This window comes from Virgibacillus salexigens (genome assembly GCF_000723585.1).
In the GTDB taxonomy this organism is placed as follows: domain Bacteria; phylum Bacillota; class Bacilli; order Bacillales; family Amphibacillaceae; genus Virgibacillus; species Virgibacillus salexigens.
On the sequence record NZ_CCDP010000001.1, the window covers coordinates 1883746 to 1900842 of the forward strand.

Below are 17097 nucleotides of genomic sequence, written 5' to 3' on the forward strand. Positions count from 1 at the left end.
TAGCTTTATTAGAGGAATATAAACGTGTACATGTAAAGGGGGTGATTAAGTGAAACGTCTGGTTGCAAGCAGAAAATTAAAACGTAAATGCCATATGTGTAACAGGTCATTCAAAAAAGGTGATATCTATTACAAGCACCGTACTGTAATCAGCGGTTATGAAATTTTAGCATACGAATACCTTGAATGTCCTAAATGCAGATACAAACAAGAATCACAAGAAAAACGATTCAATTTATTCAAGACAAAATGCCACCATCCTATTGTTAGTGAAGAATGGAGTTTTATTCCGGGTGAAACAGTTATGCAACCAGATCACGATGAATGCGTGATTTGTGGGGAATGGCTATAAAATTAAGCCTTAGCAAGTTTCTTGGCTCTTTGTTTCTCAACAAGTTCAACATACTTTAAACCATAAGCAGCTAATTCATTAATAGCCATACTACGATTATCTTTACGTTTTTCAAAACGATAATCATCAACTTTAGTTAATAAGTCTTTATCCCATGAAATAGTAGTTGTTGGACGTGACGAATCTTTTCTAACATGTGCCATATTGCATTCTCCTTTATTTTTTTAGATTAACGTAATACGTTGTTACATTATTTTTTAAGAACTAGTAAATCATGTAATTCACATTCAAGAACGGTGCAAAGTGTTTCTAAAGTATCGTAAGAAATATTGTTGTTTTGGTTATTGTAGAACTTATCTAAAGTGCGGCGGCTAATAGTAAGACCTTCATCTTTAATCATACGTTGTAGTTCTGAAACACTTTTGATATCCTTCTCGGCCATGATGACTGCAAGTCGATTCTTAATCATTAATCTTTCACCTTTCTTTGTACTAAATTTTGATTATATTATATAACTTTTATTACTTTTGTGCAACATTTTTTATCTATTGTACTTCTATTATATACAAAAGGTTTTAAAAATATAACCAAAGTTATAAATTAATACTTGCATTATTTACTACAAAGGTGTAAAATTTAGGTATGATAGTTATAAAACCTCGAGAGGAGGTGAAGTTATTGCCGATCAGAAATAATCTTCATGTACTTATGGCTAAGAAAGGAATTCGTTCCTACAGCGAACTGGCAAGAAGGACAGGCTATCATTATTCAAGAGTAAGACATTTCGGAAATGAAGTACATCAAAGAATCGACACAGAATTAATTAGTGATCTTTGTAAGGAATTGGATTGCGAACTATCTGAAATGCTTTACATTGAGCGATAAATTAAACGTACTGGAAGGGGGTGAACAAATGAATGCAAGGCTATATCAGTCTTCATCGTAAGTTGATGGAAAACCCCATATGGGCAGATCCAAATTATCTTAAACTATGGATCTATTGCTTATTCGAAGCTACTCACAAAGAGCGTGAACAACTAGTAGGAAATCAGATGGTAAAACTTGAAAGAGGACAATTTATAACAGGCAGGTACTCACTTTCAGAGGACATGAACAGAGGTGTTAAACCAAAACAAAAGCTTGATAAGTTGACTTGGTGGAGACACCTAAACAACCTCGAAAAGTTCGGAATGTTGAACATCAAAAGTACCAACAAATACAGCATTGTAACCATTGTCAATTATGATGTTTATCAGAGTAACCAGCATAAAACTGAACAAGATAATGAACATCAGATGAACAACAAACGAACATCAGATGAACATCACTTGAACACAAACAATAATGTTAATAATGGTAATAATAAAAAGAATAGTCCTAAACAAGTTTATGACGAAACTTCTATTTATTATCAGTTGGCTGAATACTTCTTAGACAAGATCAGAAATAATAACCCAGAACATAAAACACCTAACATGCAAACATGGTCTGATGATATTAGAAAAATGATGGAACTGGACAAGCGTAGTGAAAAACAAATCAAATATTTAATGGACTGGGTACAGAAAGATGACTTCGAAATGTCCAATGTGCTGTCACCTAGTAAACTAAGGAAACGATTTGACCAATTAGTAATTAAGGTTAAAAAAGAAAAAGGCACAGTACAACAACCAACAGAACGTAAGAAATCAAGGGAGCAATTAGAACAAGAGAAGTTATGGAAAGAAATGCAAGAGAGGTTGAACGCCTAATGAATTATTTAGAAAAAGAGATCCTTGGATGCTTTTTAAAAGATAACACCTTGCTGCAAGAAACGAATCTATCAATCAACCATTTTGAAGAATCACATCATAAGAAGTTATTTAAAACCATGGCTAAATTGTCAGAGCAAAATAAAGCTATTGATCATGTTTCCTTAATGACTGAACAACCAGAATTAATTGCCGACCTAGGCGGGCCGGAATACATCTTAGACATAGAAACAAAAGGCAACCCAGAGCATTACGACACATACGAACGAGACTTAATCACAGTGTATAAACAGAATACGACAGATCAAATAGTTAAGGATTGGCTTTCTAAAGAAGAACGAGGTAGCAGGGAACTACTGGATGAAGTGGAGAAGATCAACGATGAAGGTGAAACAAAAGAGGTCGATATAAACGGATTACTTGCAGACATGATAGACGAAGTGAATAAACCTAAATCCAGTTTGATTACAGGAGTACCAAGTGGCTTGGAAAAACTGGACATGTTAACAAGCGGTTGGCAATCACAAACAAGTACCATTATGGGGGCAAGGCCTTCAATGGGTAAAACAGCCCTAATGCTAAAGTTTATGTTATCAGCAGCGAAAAACGGGGATGTACCTGTGGTATTCTCGCTTGAAATGTCAGCTAAAAGCTTACTAAGACGATTAACAACAGCGATTGGGCAGATCAACGGATTTGAAGCAAGAAACCCACAGAACATGCAAGAATCGAAACAAAAACGATGGATGGATGCAGTGGGGGAAATAAGTAATTTGGACTTTGAGATATACGATAACTCATTCCAGACAATCCAGTATATCCGATCAAAAGTAAGAAAAGCACAAAAGAAATACAAAGGGAAACGAATTCTAGTATTAATCGATTATCTAACACTTATTGAAAATACAGGGAAATTCACATCAGATCATGCGAAAGTAACTGACACAAGTAAGAAACTGAAAGCAATAGCAAAGGATTACGATGTTCCAGTAATTACTCTAGCGCAATTGTCTAGGCAAGTCGAACAAAGACAGGATAAACGTCCAATGAAAAGCGATTTAAGGGAATCTGGAAGTATTGAACAAGATGCAGATTTAATCTTATTGCTGTATCGGGATAGTTATTACAACGCAGAAAGCGAAAATCCTAATGATTTAGAAATCGATTTATCGAAGCAGCGAGAGGGGGCAACAGGGCAGATCACAGTAAATTACAACCGATCTACGGGGGTGATTACAGATTGACAGTAAAGGAATATTACGAATTTGCAGTAAGAAACGACATGACAGACTTATATGTATTGATTATGTTCCTTGTTTACGAAAAAAAAGTCTTGTCCTTTGATGACGCAAAAGACAAGATCATGTTCTACCTTCAAGATAAGTTCAAACCGCGAATGAATGAACTTATCACCGAATACAAAAATAAACTTAATATTAATTATAAACCATGTGTATTCGAAGTGCAAGTAGAAAACAAGGCTTATCAGACTGTGTACATTTTGGCTGCCAATGAAAAGCAAGCGACTTCTTATTGTTTCAGCCAGATGTACAAGCCTATTGATATGAGTATATGTGATCCAGAACAACTTATGACCAAATACAATAAAAAAAATGAACCGATAAATTTAACTATAAAGCATCTAAGAGACAAAGCAACAGAAATCCCGTCATTTTTAGGAGGTTATTAGATGTATGAGGATATCGAACAAACAGCAGTATTTCTAAGGGATGCCATAGAGGGTATACCTAAGAGATACAAAAACAATAAAACAAAAATAGCTGATTTTCATAGCGAAACACAGGATTTGCTCCATACGATCGAACTGACTAGTTTTAATGCTTCTGAGGGGTATAGGCTGTCAAAAGAAATAAAAAACATGAGACAGGAGCGCAGGATGCTTAAAAATGAAAATGAATTACTGGTACACCTAATTAATGCAACGCAAAATATGCAAAAACATCTTAAAGAGTTAAACAAAGCTATTGAAAATATACAAACAGAAAAGCAGAAACAACAAAAACGCACCTATAGATGCAGGGTGAGAAAGGATTTACAAAATAAATTCTTGGAGGTAGTGAAATGATTCCTAAATACTTTGAATTTGAAATGAACGGAACGCTGGGCAAAAAAAGATATACTGCAATTCAAACCCATGGAGGTTTTGAGGTTTATGGCAATTCAACAGGTAATTTTATTAAACACTATGGAGATGCAACGGTTGCTAGAAAATTAGGTGAAAAAGAGTGGTTAATGATCCATAAAGAAGAATCCGACAACGTAAATCATCCAGATCATTACCAAGGTAAAACGGAAGTAATCGACATTATAGAACAAGCTACCGAGGGATTACAAGGAATCAATGCAGTATGTACGGGAAATGTCATCAAATATGTTATGAGATTCCAGAAAAAGGGCGGAGTAGAGGATTTAAAAAAGGCTCAATGGTATTTGAATAAATTAATTGGGGGTTATGAGAATGAATAAATGGCTTACTACAGGTGAAATGATAGATCAGTTGACGGTTAGGGAAGTTGCTATCAGTCAAAGTGGTGATGAAGCAAGTTGGGAAGGTGGGGAATTGATGTTTGAACCATCTACTCATAAAATCATGGAAAATAATTTTTCAAGAAGAATGAACAAAGTCTATCAAAATGAAAATTGGAAAATTCGTCCTCGATATGTATCTTTTGAAGAAGCTATGAAGGCTTTAAGGGAAGGAAAAGAAGTAAGACTCCATTACAGGGAATTTGATTATTATGTCGTTAATAAGGATTTGATGCATGACATGTTAATTAAGCTTGATATAGCGGACGCATCTTTTAATACAATGTTAACTGGTAAATGGACGATAGAAAATGTATAGCAAAGAACAACAATTAAAATCAAAACGTATCAAGAAGAAAAGCAAAAACTTTTCCGAGAAAACGAAACAAGAAATATTCGAACGTGATGATTGGAGATGTGTTAGGTGTGAATCTTATTATATCGAATCTGTACCACATCACATTATTTACAAGTCACAAGGTGGAACGGGAGAAGCAACAAACGGTGCAACAGTATGTAGGGATTGTCACACACTAGCACATAGTCGGAAAGATGTTAGGAAATGGTTTGAAGGGTTTAGAGAGCAGTTATTGAGGCGGTGATCTTATAAAAATATACGTTCAAGAGGTACACCATGAAACAATAGACGGTGATACACTAACACAGATTATCACGTATCAAAGCAAGCCTTTATATTACGATTACATTATTTTCACATAAATACCCATTATCATATTACCGTATAGTGGCTGGTATGGCAACGGGAACATATATTCGGGAGGAATTTACATGTATAACAATATTACCTTAGTTGGCCGTTGGGTGGCCGATACAGAAATTAGAGTTGCAAATAACGGAACAGAAATCATGAACGGAACTTTAGCAGTAGGAGATTCATTCAGAAAAGATCATACGGATTTTATAGATGTTACTGCTTTTAAACATTTAGGGCTTAATACGAACAAATTCACATCAAAGGGTAGCAAAGTATTAGTAAGTGGTAAATTACAGCAAGAGCGCTGGGAGAAAGACGGACAGAAGCGCAGTAAGCACGTTGTGATTGCTAATCAAATTGTTTTCCTAGATGACAAGAAAGAAACAGGTGGTATTCCAGAAAGTGAAGGACAACCAGTTGATATTAGTGAATCGGACTTACCCTTTTAATCATGAGATACGAACAAGCAACCAAACAACAGTTAATTCAAATAGCACTACATGAACCATGTATATCGGATATGAAATACAAAGCTTGTAAGGAGTTGCAGCGGAGGTTGCACTCTCCTTCACAAGGAGGGTGGAGTAAATGAGATGGACAGAAGAAAATATTGAAAAAGAAGTATTCAAAGTGATGAAAGATTTAAACATAAACCGCATGCCTACCAGTAGAGAAATTATAGATAGTTATGGATATAAACTATATTCAGCTATATGGAAAAATGGCGGCATTGAAAAGTGGGCAAACAAATTAGGACTCGAAGTAAAAAAGACGTTTAAATTAAGTGATGAAAATATTGAAAAAGAAATCAGAGAAGCTATGCAAGCACTCGACATAAACCGCATGCCGACAACAAAAGAGTTGCGGGAAAATGGTTTTAAAAATCTTGACAGAAGAATATCTCGAACCAGAAAGTATTCTGGATGGGCTGACAAGTTAGGACTTGAAACTAAGAGCAATAGAACAGTACGAAAAAGAGTTTACAAAGATACTAGTATAAATCCTAATGAATATGCGGTGTATCGCGGGGATGAATTCTTGTTTATAGACACACCCGCAAATTGCGCTAGACGTCTAGGTGTTTCAATGAATGCATTCGCTTTTTATAAATCACGGCAACATCGCGAAAGGGTTAAAGAAGATGGGATACACGTTGTATGTGTAGGTAAAGAAGGCGACTACGAACAAGACTCAAAGGAATTCAATGAACAATTAATGCAAAAACAACGCAACAGACTAAAGGGGGTTGCACTATGAAAATAGCAGACTTTGAAAAAGAACGGATTGCAGGGCATACCATCGAACAATTAAGGCAGTTAGGCTGCGAAACAGAAGGATTAACACATAGAGAAGCAACCAAACGGTTACAAGCGGAACGGGCTAAGAATGTGATTGTTAAGAGTCCGCACGATAGTTGGTTCTGATCATGAAATCTATAGAGTTATTCGCTGGAATCGGAGGAATCAGTCTTGGTGCTGAATGGGCGGGTATTGAAACAATTGCACTTTGTGAACGTGAACCATTTTGCCAAAAAGTATTAAACAAGCATTGGCCAGATGTACCAATATTTGATGATATACGAACTTTAAATAGACAAGCTTTAGAAGAAAGGGGCATAGACGTTGGAACAATTGACATTATTTCAGGGGGATTCCCTTGCCAACCTTACAGTATTGCCGGGAAGCGAAAAGGCACGGAAGATGACCGCGACCTCTGGCCAGAAATGTTTAGGATCATCAAAGAAATCAAACCAGCTTGGGTTGTTGGTGAAAATGTTGCTAACTTCGTCAACATGGAACTCGACAGAACGATTTCTGACTTGGAAAGTATCGGCTACGAAGTACAATCGTTTGTTATACCGGCTTGTGCCGTCAACGCCAAACATAGACGAGACAGAACATTCATTGTTGCCCACTCCAACAGCATCGGACGGAACAACGGGGGCAATAATTGGAAAGAACGACAAGTACAAAATGAACAGCACAGGAACGATAAGGAAAGTCAATCGGAAGGGGTCGGACGGATCAATAGGACTAGGGAGATATGTTCAGTTCTTTCCGACTCCACAAGCGAGAGATTGGAAGGGGACAGCAGGAGGATTCCAAAAAGGGAAAGACTTACCTGGAAAGATCGGTGGGCAACTGAACCCGATGTGGGTCGAGTGGCTAATGGGATTTCCAATAGGGTGGACAGACTTAAAGGACTAGGAAACGCAGTAGTACCACAGCAAATATATCCAATATTCAAAGCGATTGTTGAGATTAACAAACTAAATGAAATGAGGGCGAAATAATGAATTTAAATAAATTATTCGAAATCCAAAAGGAATTAGATACAAAGATCGTAAACGAACACAGCTTGCAAGATCAAGATTTACTGCCAAAAAAGATATTAGCTCTACAAGTTGAATTAGGTGAATTAGCTAATGAATGGCGAGGGTTTAAGTTTTGGAGTAAGGATCAAGAGCCAAGGAATTTTTGGACGCCAAGACTACCCGAAGCAGATAGCCCGCTCTTAGAAGAATACGTAGACTGCCTACATTTTATTTTAAGTATTGGGTTGGAATTAGGGTATACAAGTGTTCTGGTAAATAAACAGATAAAACTTCATTTATCCTTGTCAGTTGGGTACGAGGAAGTTAATAATATAACTATTTCAAAACAATTTTCTGATGTTTTCTATAGCATTTCAGAATTAGAAGACACACAAGGACTTGATGAGTACGTCACAACTTTTGCAGAATTTATCTCTCTTGGCGAAATGCTAGGATTCAGCACAGAACAGATCGAACAAGCCTATCTTGATAAAAACAAAGTGAACCATGAAAGGCAAGCAAATGGATACTAAAGAACGCCTATCCATCATAGAACAATTAGCACTAATAACAGGATACAACAGATCGGTATTTGAAAAACAAACAGATGGCCAATTAGTGAGGGAGCTGGAAAAAAGATATGGACAGTAAATCAAAAGGACAGTTAAATTATGAGAACGTATTAAAAGATATGCAGATAGAAGAACTAACGGAAACGATAGAACAGAAAGAAAATCAAGTGAAATTGTTTGCTTATTTATCAGTCGTATTCGCATTAATGTTTGTAGTCACTCTCTTATGTTGGGTGGTTGGTTAGATGAATTATGTTGGTATTGATCCAAGTACAACGACAGGAATTTGCGTGTTAAATGAGGACGGGGAAGTAATAACAACGGATGAAGTTAAAACAGACACGAAAGAAGAACCACAAAGATTTATCGAACTAGCTGAACAAGTAGTTAATTACATCGAGCAAGGAGATAAAGTCACAATCGAAGGCTTTTCTTACGGATCAAAAGGACAAGGAGTGTCTACCCAATACGGCATTGGGTGGGCAATCCGAATAAAGTTAGTGGAACTTCAAGAAATGAATTATATACACGGATATACAGATGTAGCACCAAGCGCATTAAAGAAATTTGTAACAGGCAAAGGGAATGCAGCAAAAGACATTATAATGCGTGATGTATTCAAAAAATGGGGATTTGAAAACAACTCTAATAACATATGTGATGCTTATGCCTTGGCTAGATTCGGATTAGAAAAGGGGGTGGAATAAGTGAAAAGATTAAATGCATTTCATTTTTTCGCGATATTGGCTTTTATTATCTTCGTGGTTGCGTGGTTGACGGATGACATTTTAAGATCAGTGCTTTTTCTAACTATATTCTACGGCAATTGGTTTGCAGGAGATATTCAAGAAATCAATAAAAAGTTAGACGAGGTGAATGACAAATGAATAATTACCATTTCGAGAGAACGAATAATAGCCCAGAAATAGTTTCGTTATATCCGAAAGAAGCAGCAGAACATATCACAGATCAAATAATTAAATTATCCGATAAATATGAAAGGTGTTCAGATGTAATCGCAAGAGCAGAACTCTCAAAAGCAATGGAAACACTGAATGAATCTTTAAAAGATGCATTGAATCCACATTTTTTGATTAAGGGGATGGAATAAATGGCTTTTTTATACGTATTATTTTTCGCTTTCACAACAGCGTTCGTTATGTTTTTGATCAAATGGATAGTGGATTTATGCAAAGGAAATACAGATAAAATGCTGATTAGTTCCATTGCGATGATCACTTTAGCTTTATTCATAAATATCGTTAACGCCATTATTAAGTGGGTGTAAGACCATGGAACTCCAAAAGTTAAATTCTATGATGCTAGAAGCCAGTAAGAGAATAGACAAGGCAACCAGAGAAATATATAAAATGGCTGAAAAGAAAGCCGAGACAGAAGAAAAATACAGGATAGCATTAGCGCAAGAGAAACTCGTACTAAAATCCCAAGGAATGGCTATATCGCTTATAGAGGATGTAGCCAGAGGAAACGAGGAAATAGCGCATTTAAAATTTGAACGGGATAAGGCAGAGGATATGTTTAAAGCTGCCATAGAATCATTAAGAGCATTACAAGCGCAGTTGAGCGGATTACAGAGCATATCGAGATACCAATCTGATATATAGGGGGAATAACATGTTTTTAACGATTATGGTGTTAGCTATAGCGATGGGTGCTGGTTACTGTTTAGGGGGATTGGTTGTATTTAAAGCAATCGGAAGAGAATTAAATAAACATGGTTTTAAATTAGGAATTGGTTTTAAGTGGGGGAAAACAAATGATTAGTTTCGGGATATTAATTTACTTATTAGCATCGTATTTATTTTATTTAATGGCTCGCAAATTTAATGAAGTAGATGTGAACTACGGGGTCAGCGATAGACATTCAAAAAAGAAATTAATATTCATAGGCTTTGTGGGGACACCAGCTTTGATAATAGGCGTTGCATTAATCAGTTACTCAATTGTTCATATTGATGACATATACAACTGGTTTATAACCTATTTACCGTAAAGGGGGAATAATATGCATTGGGTAGACAAACTTATACTTGAATACGAACAAGGCAGACGAGAATTAAAGAAAATGTATAAGAATGCAGACGGTAAAGCAGAGAAAAAAGAAATTAACTCCATGATTGGTGATATGACATTCTCTATCGAGTGGATGAAGAACGGAACGCAACCAGATATGTACTTGGGGATCGATAAAAAAGGAGCATATCAAAAAGATCACTTCGACAACATGGACATGTTCCCGTCCTTAGATGTTATTCCCGAAAGAAGATTGACAGAAGAAGAAAAACAAGCGATATTCCTCAAATTGATTAAATTAACAGCTAGAGAAAGACAGTGTTTTATTATGAGAGAAGGGTATCTGTGGAAGTTGGAAGATATAGCAGATGAATTAGAAATTAGTAAGCCAGCAGTACACAAGACGTTAGAAAGAGCAAAAAGGAAGTTATCACTTGCAGAAACGGCATAGGTTAACAAAAGGTTAAATTGCGAAGCTTTAATGAATAACTAATTAATATATCATAGAATCTTATCATAGGTCAACAACAAAGATGACCGCGACGTACGGACATCATTATAATTGGGAAGCTTGCAGCGTAAAAGGTAGTGGGGCAAGCGTAGACAGTGAAGAAGGGAGTAGCTGTTCTAACCTCTTGGTAAGTCTTAGGCTAATATAGAATGCTACTGTTAACGGACAGGGACTTACTGCCGTATAAGAGATATATTGTAAAAGCACTTGGAACACTATATGTGGTCTGGGTGCTTTTTATATTGCCTATCTGCCATGTGTAGAAAAGGTTTCTCGTTTCCGTAATGCGGTTACGTGTTTTATATTCGTCCTAACCATGACTAGGACGTTAAATATAAACGGCATGAATCGGCGTAGTGATGGAATAGGTAGACATTTTAACTGGACGCACTAAGGCATGTTCTAGAGATGCAAGTCCAGATATTCATTATGAATGAACTTAGTGCATGTAAGGTGCAAATCCTTACCTACGTCATTAAATATTATTTAGTGGAGCGTTTGAGGGACAAAAAGAGTCTCTTGCAGGAGGGGGCAGAGAACAATAATGAAATGGGATGACGAAAAACATAATTACTTAATTGATTTAGTAAACGAATATGACGGGCGTAAGAAATGGCAGGAAATAGCCAAGAAAATGTCCAATAAATTTGGTGATACATACAACAGAGAACAAGTAAGAGGGCATTATAGGATAGAACCTAATAAGCGTAATGCTGAAATGCCGGATTACAAAGAGACAGTGGAAATAAAACCGGATGGATCGCAAGCAAGTGATAAGTTAGTCGAGTTATCACAAGCACAAATGAAAGACAAAGACTTCCTTCTAACCGCTCATGGATATTCACCGGATGAATGGGAAGTAGTAAAGGCAACTTCAAGCAAGTGGAATCATTTTAACAAGGAAATGGACGAACCGAGGGAACTTTATGCTAGTAAAATTGTAGTTCAACCTAAAGCAAATGGTTTCAATTGGGATAAAGTCATAGAAAAACTTCAAAAAGTTAAACCTACAAAAATTAATACACCGCAACATATAGGAGAATGGTTGTTAGAAATACCTTTATTTGATCAACATTTTCCTATATCAAACTATGAATATTACAAACCTACACAAGAAAAGATACACAACAAAATAACTTCAAGAGTTTGGAAAGAGATATTGTTAGTAATTGGATCTGACCTTTATCACAATGACGGGTTCACTGGTCAAACAACAAAAGGAACGATCATTGAAAAAGTGGACATGGAACAAGCTTGGGAAGATGCCTGCAAGTTTTATGAGCCAATAATATCAAAGGCTATAGAGCATTCCGAGAGAGTGAAGATTGTCTATTCACCAGGTAATCACGATGAAAGCATTTCTTGGGCTTTTACAAAATATTTAAAAGCAAGATTTCCTCAATGTGATTTCGATGACAAATTAGTAGAACACAAGATACATGTTTTTGGAGATTCAGTTATCGGGATTACACATGGAGATAAAGGCAAGAAAGACATACACAATGTTTTTCCAGCACAATTTCCTAGTGAATGGGGGAGCGCAACTACAAAAGAAATACACACAGGCCATTTTCACGTGGAAGATGCGAAAGATAAATTCGGAACAATGGTAAGGACGTTAGCAACAAGAAACAAAACAGATGAATGGCATAAACGGAATGGATACGTAGGAGCTCATAAACGATTTATGATATTTGAGTTTAGTAACGAGTGTTTGGAGTCAATTCATTATGTGTAAAAGGGGATGTTAACGATTGAAAAGTACTACATCATCCGAATTGAAACAGTGTACATGCTGTGAGAAAACTTTCCCTAGAACATCAGAATACTTCAACAGGAATAAACAAACCCCTGACGGTTTGAGATCAAAATGTAAGAAATGTATGAAAGAGTACAGGGAAAAGAACAAGGAAAAGATAAAAGCGAAACAAAAAGAGTGGAACGAAAAGAACAGGGAACACATAAGGGAATACCGCAAGATATATAATGAAGAAAACTCCGAAAAACTCCAAGAATATTATAAGAACTATCATGTTGAAAACAGAGAAAAACGAAGAAAGCAATCGAAAGAAAGGTATTATAGAGAGCACGAAAAGATATCTGAATATCACCGTAAAAGAGCAGCAGATCCTGAGTTTAAGAAAAAACGCAGAAAATATAGAGAATCGAGAAGAGAACGAGACAGAGAGTTGCACAACGATTGGAAAAGAAGGAACAAGGATAGGATATCCACATTGAAACAAAGACGTTATAACAAGAAAAAAGGCTTGGAATATGATTTATCGCATGAACAATGGGAAGATATCAAAAGAACATTTAATTATAAATGTGCCTACTGCGGTGAAGAGAAAGAATTAACAAGAGATCACTTTATACCAATCACCAAAAATGGAGAATTTACAAGGAATAATGTGATACCGGCTTGTAGGGGATGTAATAGCAGTAAGAATAATACAGATTTCTTCGAATGGTATCCAAACTTCGAGCACTACGCAAAAAAACGTGAGGAAAAAATACTCAAGTTTTTGAACTACAACAAAAATAAAGTACAGCAATTAGCGCTCTTATGACGGAGTGTTTTTTTAATGTGAGGTGATTCTATGTGTAAACTAATCAAAGCAACCAGAACGAAACATGATTGCTATTACGATACATTACATGATGACTTAGACATAGATGCAACCAGAGAAATACAAAGCATTCTTAACGCACAAAACACAGACAAGAGTGTATCCTACTTCATACAACATGATCCCATTGAATATATAAATGAATCTTACAATTGATGGAAACTTATACTTCATTTATTCGTATTACTGACCGAATACATAAATGGAGGGGATCAAATGGGGGATAAAAATAATTTAGAAAAAGCAGGGGAAGCAATAAGCGAAGCGGGAAACACAATGATGGGTTGCGGCTGCTTGCTAACTATTTTCATAACAATACCAATAATACTACTATTCTTGTTTCTTTAAGACATCTCAATGAGGTGTCTTTTTATTATATAAAGGAGGAATTATCATGGCTGGCACAAAGTCGAGCGAAGGTAAATTAATTGGTGGAAAAAGGTACTGCGGGAAGACGACGGAGTTAATCAAGAAAGCTTGTAGAGAAGACTTGCATATATTGTGTGCAAATAAGTACATGGCTTATCTAATTTATCAACAAGCGAAAGAAATGAATTGTGTTATTCCATATCCAGTAACAGTTAGGGATTTCCCACTAAGTACAGATACTAAGGGTGTACTTGTAGATGAGGTTGAAAGTGTCTTAAGAGAAGTAATCAGGGAACGAGTTGTTGGAATGAGTTCGAGTATGGAATTCAAAGAACTTGAATCATTAAAAACTAATGATAAGACAAAAGGGATAGACAATCTTAAAATAAATATAGATTGTTCCGATACACTAAAAGGACTAAAGGCAATACAACGAGAAGCAAAGAAAACTGCTGCTGCATTAAAGGAATTGGATAGTGTAACGACAGAGACGATGGGGTAGGAGGAAGTAATGGCAAATATAGACGGCACTTATAAAATGTACCCGGGTGTTAGTTATACAATAGTAACACACAAAAAGGAGGAGGGGTTATCGATAGGGTATACGCTTAATATTAAATGGTGGGCATACCCTATTATTTTTTGGAGACTGGCTGTCAAAGATCAGAAGAGACACTGGACAGAGTACCCGGAACTATTCGTGATTATGTTCAACTATTGGATTTGGAGCTTAAGAAATGGTAACGATAGAACAAGCTAAGGGATTCTATAAAACAATTACTTGGCAAAAATGTAGAGAATATGTTTTAACAAGAGACCTGTATTTGTGCCAAGAGTGCCTAAGAACTACCGGGCATCCTATACCTGCCGATACTGTACACCATATAGAACACTTAAGAGACAATTGGGAAAGAAGATTAGATCCAGCTAACCTAGTGAGTGTATGTAGGACATGCCATAATAGATTGCATCCAGAAAAGAAGAGCAAAAACATTGGAAGAAAGAAGAAACAAAAGAAGAATAAAAAGATAAAAGTAATTGAAATGAATTCAAATCCAGAAAAATTTTAGTCGAATATGTATATCCCCCTCCCAAACAAAGTGGGAATAGGATTTCTATAGACCGGTGGGGCAGCTTCGCTCACACCACGGAAGATTTTTTATGAAAGGGGGGTAACGTTAATTTGAGAGAAAGGAGGATCAAGCATGGCAGTTCCAAGCGCTAAAACAATAAGGGAATACTTAAAGGATAATTACGAGGAATCAGACGAAGAATTAATCCAAATATACGTAGAAACACACAAATTCTACCGTAGATTGCAAAAGGAAATAGCTAAAACTGACCTTATGTACGAGTATACGAACAAGGCAGGCGCTACTAACTTAGTCAAAAATCCTCTTTCGATTGAATTAACAAAAACAGTTCAAACATTGAATAATTTATTAAAGTCACTTGGTCTTACTCCTGCGCAGCGCAAGAAAGTAGTGAATGGTGACGATGACGACGACTTCGATAGATTCTAAAGTTAATAAAGCAAAGCAAAGTTTTAGTTTTATTACATGGAAAAAAGACCAAGTAAAGAAAGGCAATATCCTTGAAAAACCTTCTGACAAGCTATTAACAACTTGGTATGCTGAACAGGCTGTTAAAGGTAAAATCAAGGTTAGCAAAAAGAATAAACAAGCAGCCAGGAGACATTTAAAAGACTTAAAGAGACAAGGGACAGAAGATTTTCCTTGGATTTTCGTCGAAGAACAAGGACATAGGCCTATAAGATTCATTGAAAAGTTCTGTAAACCTTCTAAAGGTGACTTTGATCAATTAACCGCTCAACCATGGCAACATTTTATTGTAGGTTCATTATATGGCTGGGTTCATAAAGATACAGGTATAAGGCGCTTTCGTGAGGGTCTTATTTTTATTGGTCGAAAAAACGGTAAAAGTACATTAGTATCTGGGTTATCGCTCTATTCCTTTAGTAAAGACGGAGAAAATGGGGCAGATGTTTACTTATTAGCTAACACAAAGCAACAAGCTAATATCATATTCGATGAAGCGAAGGCAATGATTAAGAAGTCGCCTAAGCTGAGAAAACAATTCAACCCTAAACGTGATCTAATCGAATACAGTAAAAGCATTTCAAAGATTGAACCTAGAGCATCTGATAGTGAAAAATTAGATGGTTTGAACACTCATTTAGGGATATTCGACGAGATACACGAGTTCAAAGACTACAAATTAATCAACGTTATTAAGAAATCTCGTGGATCACGTAAACAACCGTTAATTTTATATATAACGACAGCAGGATATCAGTTAGACGGTCCGTTGGTTAACTACTATGAACAAGGAACAGACGTATTAGACGAGGTCGTCAATGATGAAAGAACATTCTATTTTGTTGCTGAATTAGACAGCAACGAAGAATTCGAAGAGCCGGAAGAATGGGTGAAAGCTAACCCTAATATGGGCGTTTCTCTTGATTTAGACATTCTTATTGAAGATTGGGAAAAGGACAAACGAACACCAGAAGAACGGTCAGACTTTATTACAAAGCAATTCAACATATTTGTAAATGCTAGTAAGCTTCCGTTTATTGATTATGATACTTTGAAGAAAAATAAAAAGCACATGAAACTGGATGACCTAAGAGGCATGTCAGCGATTGGTGGATATGATTTGTCATCTACAGAGGACTTCACAAGCGCATGTTTGGTATTTCCGTTAGTAGAAACAGGGGAAATGTTTGTATTGTCTCACTCTTGGATTCCGAGAAAAAAGGTCATAATGGGGAATGAGAAAATTCCTTATCGTGAGTGGTCTGATAAAGGGTTGCTGACGATTGTCGATGAAGAATATATCAACGAGGACAATGTTTATGATTGGTTTATGGAGCAAAAACAGCATTACAACATTGAATTAATCACTTATGATCCAGCGAAAGCCTTTAGATTAAATAAAGCATTCAAACAAGAAGGATACCCAACAGAAATTGTGAGGCAAGGTTATGTAACGCTGGGTCCTGCAATGGATGATCTAAAGCACATGTTCTTAGATGGAAAAGTTATTTTTAACGAAAACGAGTTGTTACGTTGGTATATCAACAATGTAGAGCTAGTAATGGACAGAAATAATAATAAAATGCCTACAAAATCGAATCGTTATCGTAAAATAGATGGATTTGCAGCAATGCTAAACGCACATACAAAAGTAATGGAGCAATTAGTTGTTCCTACAGGTGACGGAAGTATAGAAGTATTAAGCATGGCTGATCTGATGAAGTGATTGAAAGGGGTGAGATA

Annotated in this window: 34 protein-coding genes; 32 read left to right on the forward strand and 2 right to left on the reverse strand. The window is 36.2% G+C overall.

Annotated elements, in window-relative coordinates; genetic code table 11:
- Positions 1–49 precede the first annotated feature (49 nt).
- Positions 50–352 (forward strand): hypothetical protein, encoded by a 303-nt coding sequence (locus BN990_RS08665; protein ID WP_038243523.1) that lies wholly within the window; start codon positions 50–52, stop codon positions 350–352.
- 2 nt (positions 353–354) lie between these two features.
- Here the strand turns inward: BN990_RS08665 and BN990_RS08670 are convergent, their stop codons facing one another.
- Positions 355–555: a hypothetical protein gene (locus BN990_RS08670; protein WP_038243526.1), complete on the reverse strand. Its 201-nt coding sequence runs from the start codon at positions 553–555 to the stop codon at positions 355–357.
- 47 nt (positions 556–602) lie between these two features.
- Positions 603–821 carry a helix-turn-helix domain-containing protein gene (locus tag BN990_RS08675; protein WP_038243529.1) on the reverse strand — a complete coding sequence of 73 codons (219 nt, stop codon included), beginning with the start codon at positions 819–821 and terminating at the stop codon, positions 603–605.
- Positions 822–1030: 209 nt separating this feature from the next.
- On the opposite strand from BN990_RS08675, the gene BN990_RS08680 reads away from it, so the two are divergent.
- The 31 genes from BN990_RS08680 (at position 1031) to BN990_RS08800 (ending at position 17080) form a co-directional block, all read left to right on the forward strand.
- A complete protein-coding gene (locus BN990_RS08680) occupies positions 1031–1237 on the forward strand; it encodes a helix-turn-helix domain-containing protein (RefSeq protein WP_038243533.1) in 207 nt (68 codons plus the stop codon).
- A gap of 32 nt (positions 1238–1269) precedes the next feature.
- Positions 1270–2103, forward strand: a complete 834-nt coding sequence (locus BN990_RS08685; protein WP_051739053.1) for a hypothetical protein — start codon at positions 1270–1272, stop codon at positions 2101–2103.
- Complete coding sequence (locus BN990_RS08690; RefSeq protein ID WP_081856127.1) at positions 2070–3347, forward strand: replicative DNA helicase; 1278 nt, start codon at positions 2070–2072, stop codon at positions 3345–3347. The genes BN990_RS08685 and BN990_RS08690 overlap by 34 nt, the downstream gene beginning before the upstream one ends.
- Positions 3344–3793 carry a hypothetical protein gene (locus BN990_RS21520; protein WP_051739056.1) on the forward strand — a complete coding sequence of 150 codons (450 nt, stop codon included), beginning with the start codon at positions 3344–3346 and terminating at the stop codon, positions 3791–3793. The genes BN990_RS08690 and BN990_RS21520 overlap by 4 nt, the downstream gene beginning before the upstream one ends.
- Positions 3794–4189, forward strand: a complete 396-nt coding sequence (locus BN990_RS08700) for a hypothetical protein (protein ID WP_038243539.1) — start codon at positions 3794–3796, stop codon at positions 4187–4189.
- On the forward strand, positions 4186–4590 hold the full coding sequence (locus BN990_RS22920; protein ID WP_198433935.1) for a DUF3310 domain-containing protein: 405 nt from the start codon (positions 4186–4188) through the stop codon (positions 4588–4590). Before BN990_RS08700 ends, BN990_RS22920 begins: the two co-directional genes overlap by 4 nt.
- A complete protein-coding gene (locus BN990_RS08710) occupies positions 4583–4969 on the forward strand; it encodes a hypothetical protein (protein ID WP_038243542.1) in 387 nt (128 codons plus the stop codon). Before BN990_RS22920 ends, BN990_RS08710 begins: the two co-directional genes overlap by 8 nt.
- Positions 4962–5252 carry an HNH endonuclease gene (locus BN990_RS08715; RefSeq protein WP_038243546.1) on the forward strand — a complete coding sequence of 97 codons (291 nt, stop codon included), beginning with the start codon at positions 4962–4964 and terminating at the stop codon, positions 5250–5252. The genes BN990_RS08710 and BN990_RS08715 overlap by 8 nt, the downstream gene beginning before the upstream one ends.
- 187 nt (positions 5253–5439) lie before the next feature.
- Positions 5440–5814: a single-stranded DNA-binding protein gene (locus BN990_RS08720; RefSeq protein WP_038243548.1), complete on the forward strand. Its 375-nt coding sequence runs from the start codon at positions 5440–5442 to the stop codon at positions 5812–5814.
- A 139-nt stretch (positions 5815–5953) separates the two neighbouring features.
- The gene (locus BN990_RS08725; protein WP_038243551.1) at positions 5954–6622 is read left to right on the forward strand and encodes a hypothetical protein; all 669 of its coding nucleotides are present in this window, start codon (positions 5954–5956) and stop codon (positions 6620–6622) included.
- A complete protein-coding gene (locus tag BN990_RS22540; RefSeq protein ID WP_158295226.1) occupies positions 6619–6789 on the forward strand; it encodes a hypothetical protein in 171 nt (56 codons plus the stop codon). Before BN990_RS08725 ends, BN990_RS22540 begins: the two co-directional genes overlap by 4 nt.
- A 2-nt stretch (positions 6790–6791) precedes the next feature.
- Complete coding sequence (locus tag BN990_RS08730) at positions 6792–7658, forward strand: DNA cytosine methyltransferase (RefSeq protein WP_038245092.1); 867 nt, start codon at positions 6792–6794, stop codon at positions 7656–7658.
- Positions 7658–8212 carry a dUTP diphosphatase gene (locus BN990_RS08735; protein ID WP_038243553.1) on the forward strand — a complete coding sequence of 185 codons (555 nt, stop codon included), beginning with the start codon at positions 7658–7660 and terminating at the stop codon, positions 8210–8212. Before BN990_RS08730 ends, BN990_RS08735 begins: the two co-directional genes overlap by 1 nt.
- Complete coding sequence (locus BN990_RS23365; RefSeq protein WP_269778084.1) at positions 8202–8330, forward strand: hypothetical protein; 129 nt, start codon at positions 8202–8204, stop codon at positions 8328–8330. The genes BN990_RS08735 and BN990_RS23365 overlap by 11 nt, the downstream gene beginning before the upstream one ends.
- Positions 8320–8496, forward strand: a complete 177-nt coding sequence (locus BN990_RS22545; RefSeq protein ID WP_158295227.1) for a hypothetical protein — start codon at positions 8320–8322, stop codon at positions 8494–8496. Before BN990_RS23365 ends, BN990_RS22545 begins: the two co-directional genes overlap by 11 nt.
- The gene (locus BN990_RS08740; RefSeq protein ID WP_051739058.1) at positions 8497–8958 is read left to right on the forward strand and encodes a crossover junction endodeoxyribonuclease RuvC; all 462 of its coding nucleotides are present in this window, start codon (positions 8497–8499) and stop codon (positions 8956–8958) included.
- Positions 8959–9138, forward strand: coding sequence for a hypothetical protein (locus tag BN990_RS08745; protein ID WP_038243556.1), 180 nt, complete (start codon positions 8959–8961; stop codon positions 9136–9138).
- Complete coding sequence (locus BN990_RS08750; protein ID WP_038243559.1) at positions 9135–9362, forward strand: hypothetical protein; 228 nt, start codon at positions 9135–9137, stop codon at positions 9360–9362. The genes BN990_RS08745 and BN990_RS08750 overlap by 4 nt, the downstream gene beginning before the upstream one ends.
- On the forward strand, positions 9363–9539 hold the full coding sequence (locus BN990_RS22550; protein ID WP_158295228.1) for a hypothetical protein: 177 nt from the start codon (positions 9363–9365) through the stop codon (positions 9537–9539).
- Positions 9540–9543: 4 nt separating this feature from the next.
- Complete coding sequence (locus tag BN990_RS08755) at positions 9544–9876, forward strand: hypothetical protein (RefSeq protein WP_051739060.1); 333 nt, start codon at positions 9544–9546, stop codon at positions 9874–9876.
- A gap of 10 nt (positions 9877–9886) precedes the next feature.
- On the forward strand, positions 9887–10036 hold the full coding sequence (locus BN990_RS22555; protein ID WP_158295229.1) for a hypothetical protein: 150 nt from the start codon (positions 9887–9889) through the stop codon (positions 10034–10036).
- Complete coding sequence (locus BN990_RS08760; RefSeq protein ID WP_038243562.1) at positions 10029–10265, forward strand: hypothetical protein; 237 nt, start codon at positions 10029–10031, stop codon at positions 10263–10265. Before BN990_RS22555 ends, BN990_RS08760 begins: the two co-directional genes overlap by 8 nt.
- A gap of 12 nt (positions 10266–10277) precedes the next feature.
- Positions 10278–10736 carry a sigma factor-like helix-turn-helix DNA-binding protein gene (locus BN990_RS08765; protein ID WP_038243565.1) on the forward strand — a complete coding sequence of 153 codons (459 nt, stop codon included), beginning with the start codon at positions 10278–10280 and terminating at the stop codon, positions 10734–10736.
- 604 nt (positions 10737–11340) lie between these two features.
- Positions 11341–12534: an SANT/Myb-like DNA-binding domain-containing protein gene (locus BN990_RS08770; protein ID WP_038243568.1), complete on the forward strand. Its 1194-nt coding sequence runs from the start codon at positions 11341–11343 to the stop codon at positions 12532–12534.
- A gap of 16 nt (positions 12535–12550) precedes the next feature.
- Positions 12551–13366, forward strand: a complete 816-nt coding sequence (locus BN990_RS08775; RefSeq protein WP_038243570.1) for an HNH endonuclease — start codon at positions 12551–12553, stop codon at positions 13364–13366.
- Positions 13367–13396: 30 nt separating this feature from the next.
- A complete protein-coding gene (locus BN990_RS08780; protein ID WP_038243572.1) occupies positions 13397–13582 on the forward strand; it encodes a hypothetical protein in 186 nt (61 codons plus the stop codon).
- Positions 13583–13642: 60 nt separating this feature from the next.
- Entirely contained in the window at positions 13643–13774 is a 132-nt protein-coding gene (locus tag BN990_RS23370) for a hypothetical protein (protein WP_269778083.1), read from the forward strand.
- A 46-nt stretch (positions 13775–13820) separates the two neighbouring features.
- A complete protein-coding gene (locus BN990_RS23125) occupies positions 13821–14297 on the forward strand; it encodes a hypothetical protein (protein ID WP_038243575.1) in 477 nt (158 codons plus the stop codon).
- 235 nt (positions 14298–14532) lie between these two features.
- Complete coding sequence (locus BN990_RS08790; RefSeq protein WP_038243577.1) at positions 14533–14865, forward strand: HNH endonuclease; 333 nt, start codon at positions 14533–14535, stop codon at positions 14863–14865.
- A 135-nt stretch (positions 14866–15000) separates the two neighbouring features.
- Positions 15001–15318 (forward strand): phage terminase small subunit P27 family, encoded by a 318-nt coding sequence (locus BN990_RS08795; protein WP_038243580.1) that lies wholly within the window; start codon positions 15001–15003, stop codon positions 15316–15318.
- Positions 15293–17080: a terminase large subunit gene (locus BN990_RS08800; RefSeq protein ID WP_038243582.1), complete on the forward strand. Its 1788-nt coding sequence runs from the start codon at positions 15293–15295 to the stop codon at positions 17078–17080. The genes BN990_RS08795 and BN990_RS08800 overlap by 26 nt, the downstream gene beginning before the upstream one ends.
- Positions 17081–17097 lie beyond the last annotated feature (17 nt).

Coding starts and splice junctions, on each gene's coding strand:
- BN990_RS08760 (WP_038243562.1), top strand. CDS start 10,029: ATGATTAGTTTCGGGATATTAATTTACTTATTAGCATCGTATTTATTT.
- BN990_RS08710 (WP_038243542.1), top strand. CDS start 4,583: ATGAATAAATGGCTTACTACAGGTGAAATGATAGATCAGTTGACGGTT.
- BN990_RS23370 (WP_269778083.1), top strand. CDS start 13,643: ATGGGGGATAAAAATAATTTAGAAAAAGCAGGGGAAGCAATAAGCGAA.
- BN990_RS08675 (WP_038243529.1), bottom strand. CDS start 821: ATGATTAAGAATCGACTTGCAGTCATCATGGCCGAGAAGGATATCAAA.
- BN990_RS22920 (WP_198433935.1), top strand. CDS start 4,186: ATGATTCCTAAATACTTTGAATTTGAAATGAACGGAACGCTGGGCAAA.
- BN990_RS08765 (WP_038243565.1), top strand. CDS start 10,278: ATGCATTGGGTAGACAAACTTATACTTGAATACGAACAAGGCAGACGA.
- BN990_RS08795 (WP_038243580.1), top strand. CDS start 15,001: ATGGCAGTTCCAAGCGCTAAAACAATAAGGGAATACTTAAAGGATAAT.
- BN990_RS23125 (WP_038243575.1), top strand. CDS start 13,821: ATGGCTGGCACAAAGTCGAGCGAAGGTAAATTAATTGGTGGAAAAAGG.
- BN990_RS08720 (WP_038243548.1), top strand. CDS start 5,440: ATGTATAACAATATTACCTTAGTTGGCCGTTGGGTGGCCGATACAGAA.
- BN990_RS08770 (WP_038243568.1), top strand. CDS start 11,341: ATGAAATGGGATGACGAAAAACATAATTACTTAATTGATTTAGTAAAC.
- BN990_RS22540 (WP_158295226.1), top strand. CDS start 6,619: ATGAAAATAGCAGACTTTGAAAAAGAACGGATTGCAGGGCATACCATC.
- BN990_RS08700 (WP_038243539.1), top strand. CDS start 3,794: ATGTATGAGGATATCGAACAAACAGCAGTATTTCTAAGGGATGCCATA.
- BN990_RS08740 (WP_051739058.1), top strand. CDS start 8,497: ATGAATTATGTTGGTATTGATCCAAGTACAACGACAGGAATTTGCGTG.
- BN990_RS23365 (WP_269778084.1), top strand. CDS start 8,202: ATGGATACTAAAGAACGCCTATCCATCATAGAACAATTAGCACTAATA.
- BN990_RS08755 (WP_051739060.1), top strand. CDS start 9,544: ATGGAACTCCAAAAGTTAAATTCTATGATGCTAGAAGCCAGTAAGAGA.
- BN990_RS08780 (WP_038243572.1), top strand. CDS start 13,397: ATGTGTAAACTAATCAAAGCAACCAGAACGAAACATGATTGCTATTAC.
- BN990_RS08730 (WP_038245092.1), top strand. CDS start 6,792: ATGAAATCTATAGAGTTATTCGCTGGAATCGGAGGAATCAGTCTTGGT.
- BN990_RS08725 (WP_038243551.1), top strand. CDS start 5,954: ATGAGATGGACAGAAGAAAATATTGAAAAAGAAGTATTCAAAGTGATG.
- BN990_RS08750 (WP_038243559.1), top strand. CDS start 9,135: ATGAATAATTACCATTTCGAGAGAACGAATAATAGCCCAGAAATAGTT.
- BN990_RS08715 (WP_038243546.1), top strand. CDS start 4,962: ATGTATAGCAAAGAACAACAATTAAAATCAAAACGTATCAAGAAGAAA.
- BN990_RS22550 (WP_158295228.1), top strand. CDS start 9,363: ATGGCTTTTTTATACGTATTATTTTTCGCTTTCACAACAGCGTTCGTT.
- BN990_RS08670 (WP_038243526.1), bottom strand. CDS start 555: ATGGCACATGTTAGAAAAGATTCGTCACGTCCAACAACTACTATTTCA.
- BN990_RS22545 (WP_158295227.1), top strand. CDS start 8,320: ATGGACAGTAAATCAAAAGGACAGTTAAATTATGAGAACGTATTAAAA.
- BN990_RS08735 (WP_038243553.1), top strand. CDS start 7,658: ATGAATTTAAATAAATTATTCGAAATCCAAAAGGAATTAGATACAAAG.
- BN990_RS08685 (WP_051739053.1), top strand. CDS start 1,270: ATGCAAGGCTATATCAGTCTTCATCGTAAGTTGATGGAAAACCCCATA.
- BN990_RS08800 (WP_038243582.1), top strand. CDS start 15,293: ATGACGACGACTTCGATAGATTCTAAAGTTAATAAAGCAAAGCAAAGT.
- BN990_RS08790 (WP_038243577.1), top strand. CDS start 14,533: ATGGTAACGATAGAACAAGCTAAGGGATTCTATAAAACAATTACTTGG.
- BN990_RS08690 (WP_081856127.1), top strand. CDS start 2,070: ATGGAAAGAAATGCAAGAGAGGTTGAACGCCTAATGAATTATTTAGAA.
- BN990_RS22555 (WP_158295229.1), top strand. CDS start 9,887: ATGTTTTTAACGATTATGGTGTTAGCTATAGCGATGGGTGCTGGTTAC.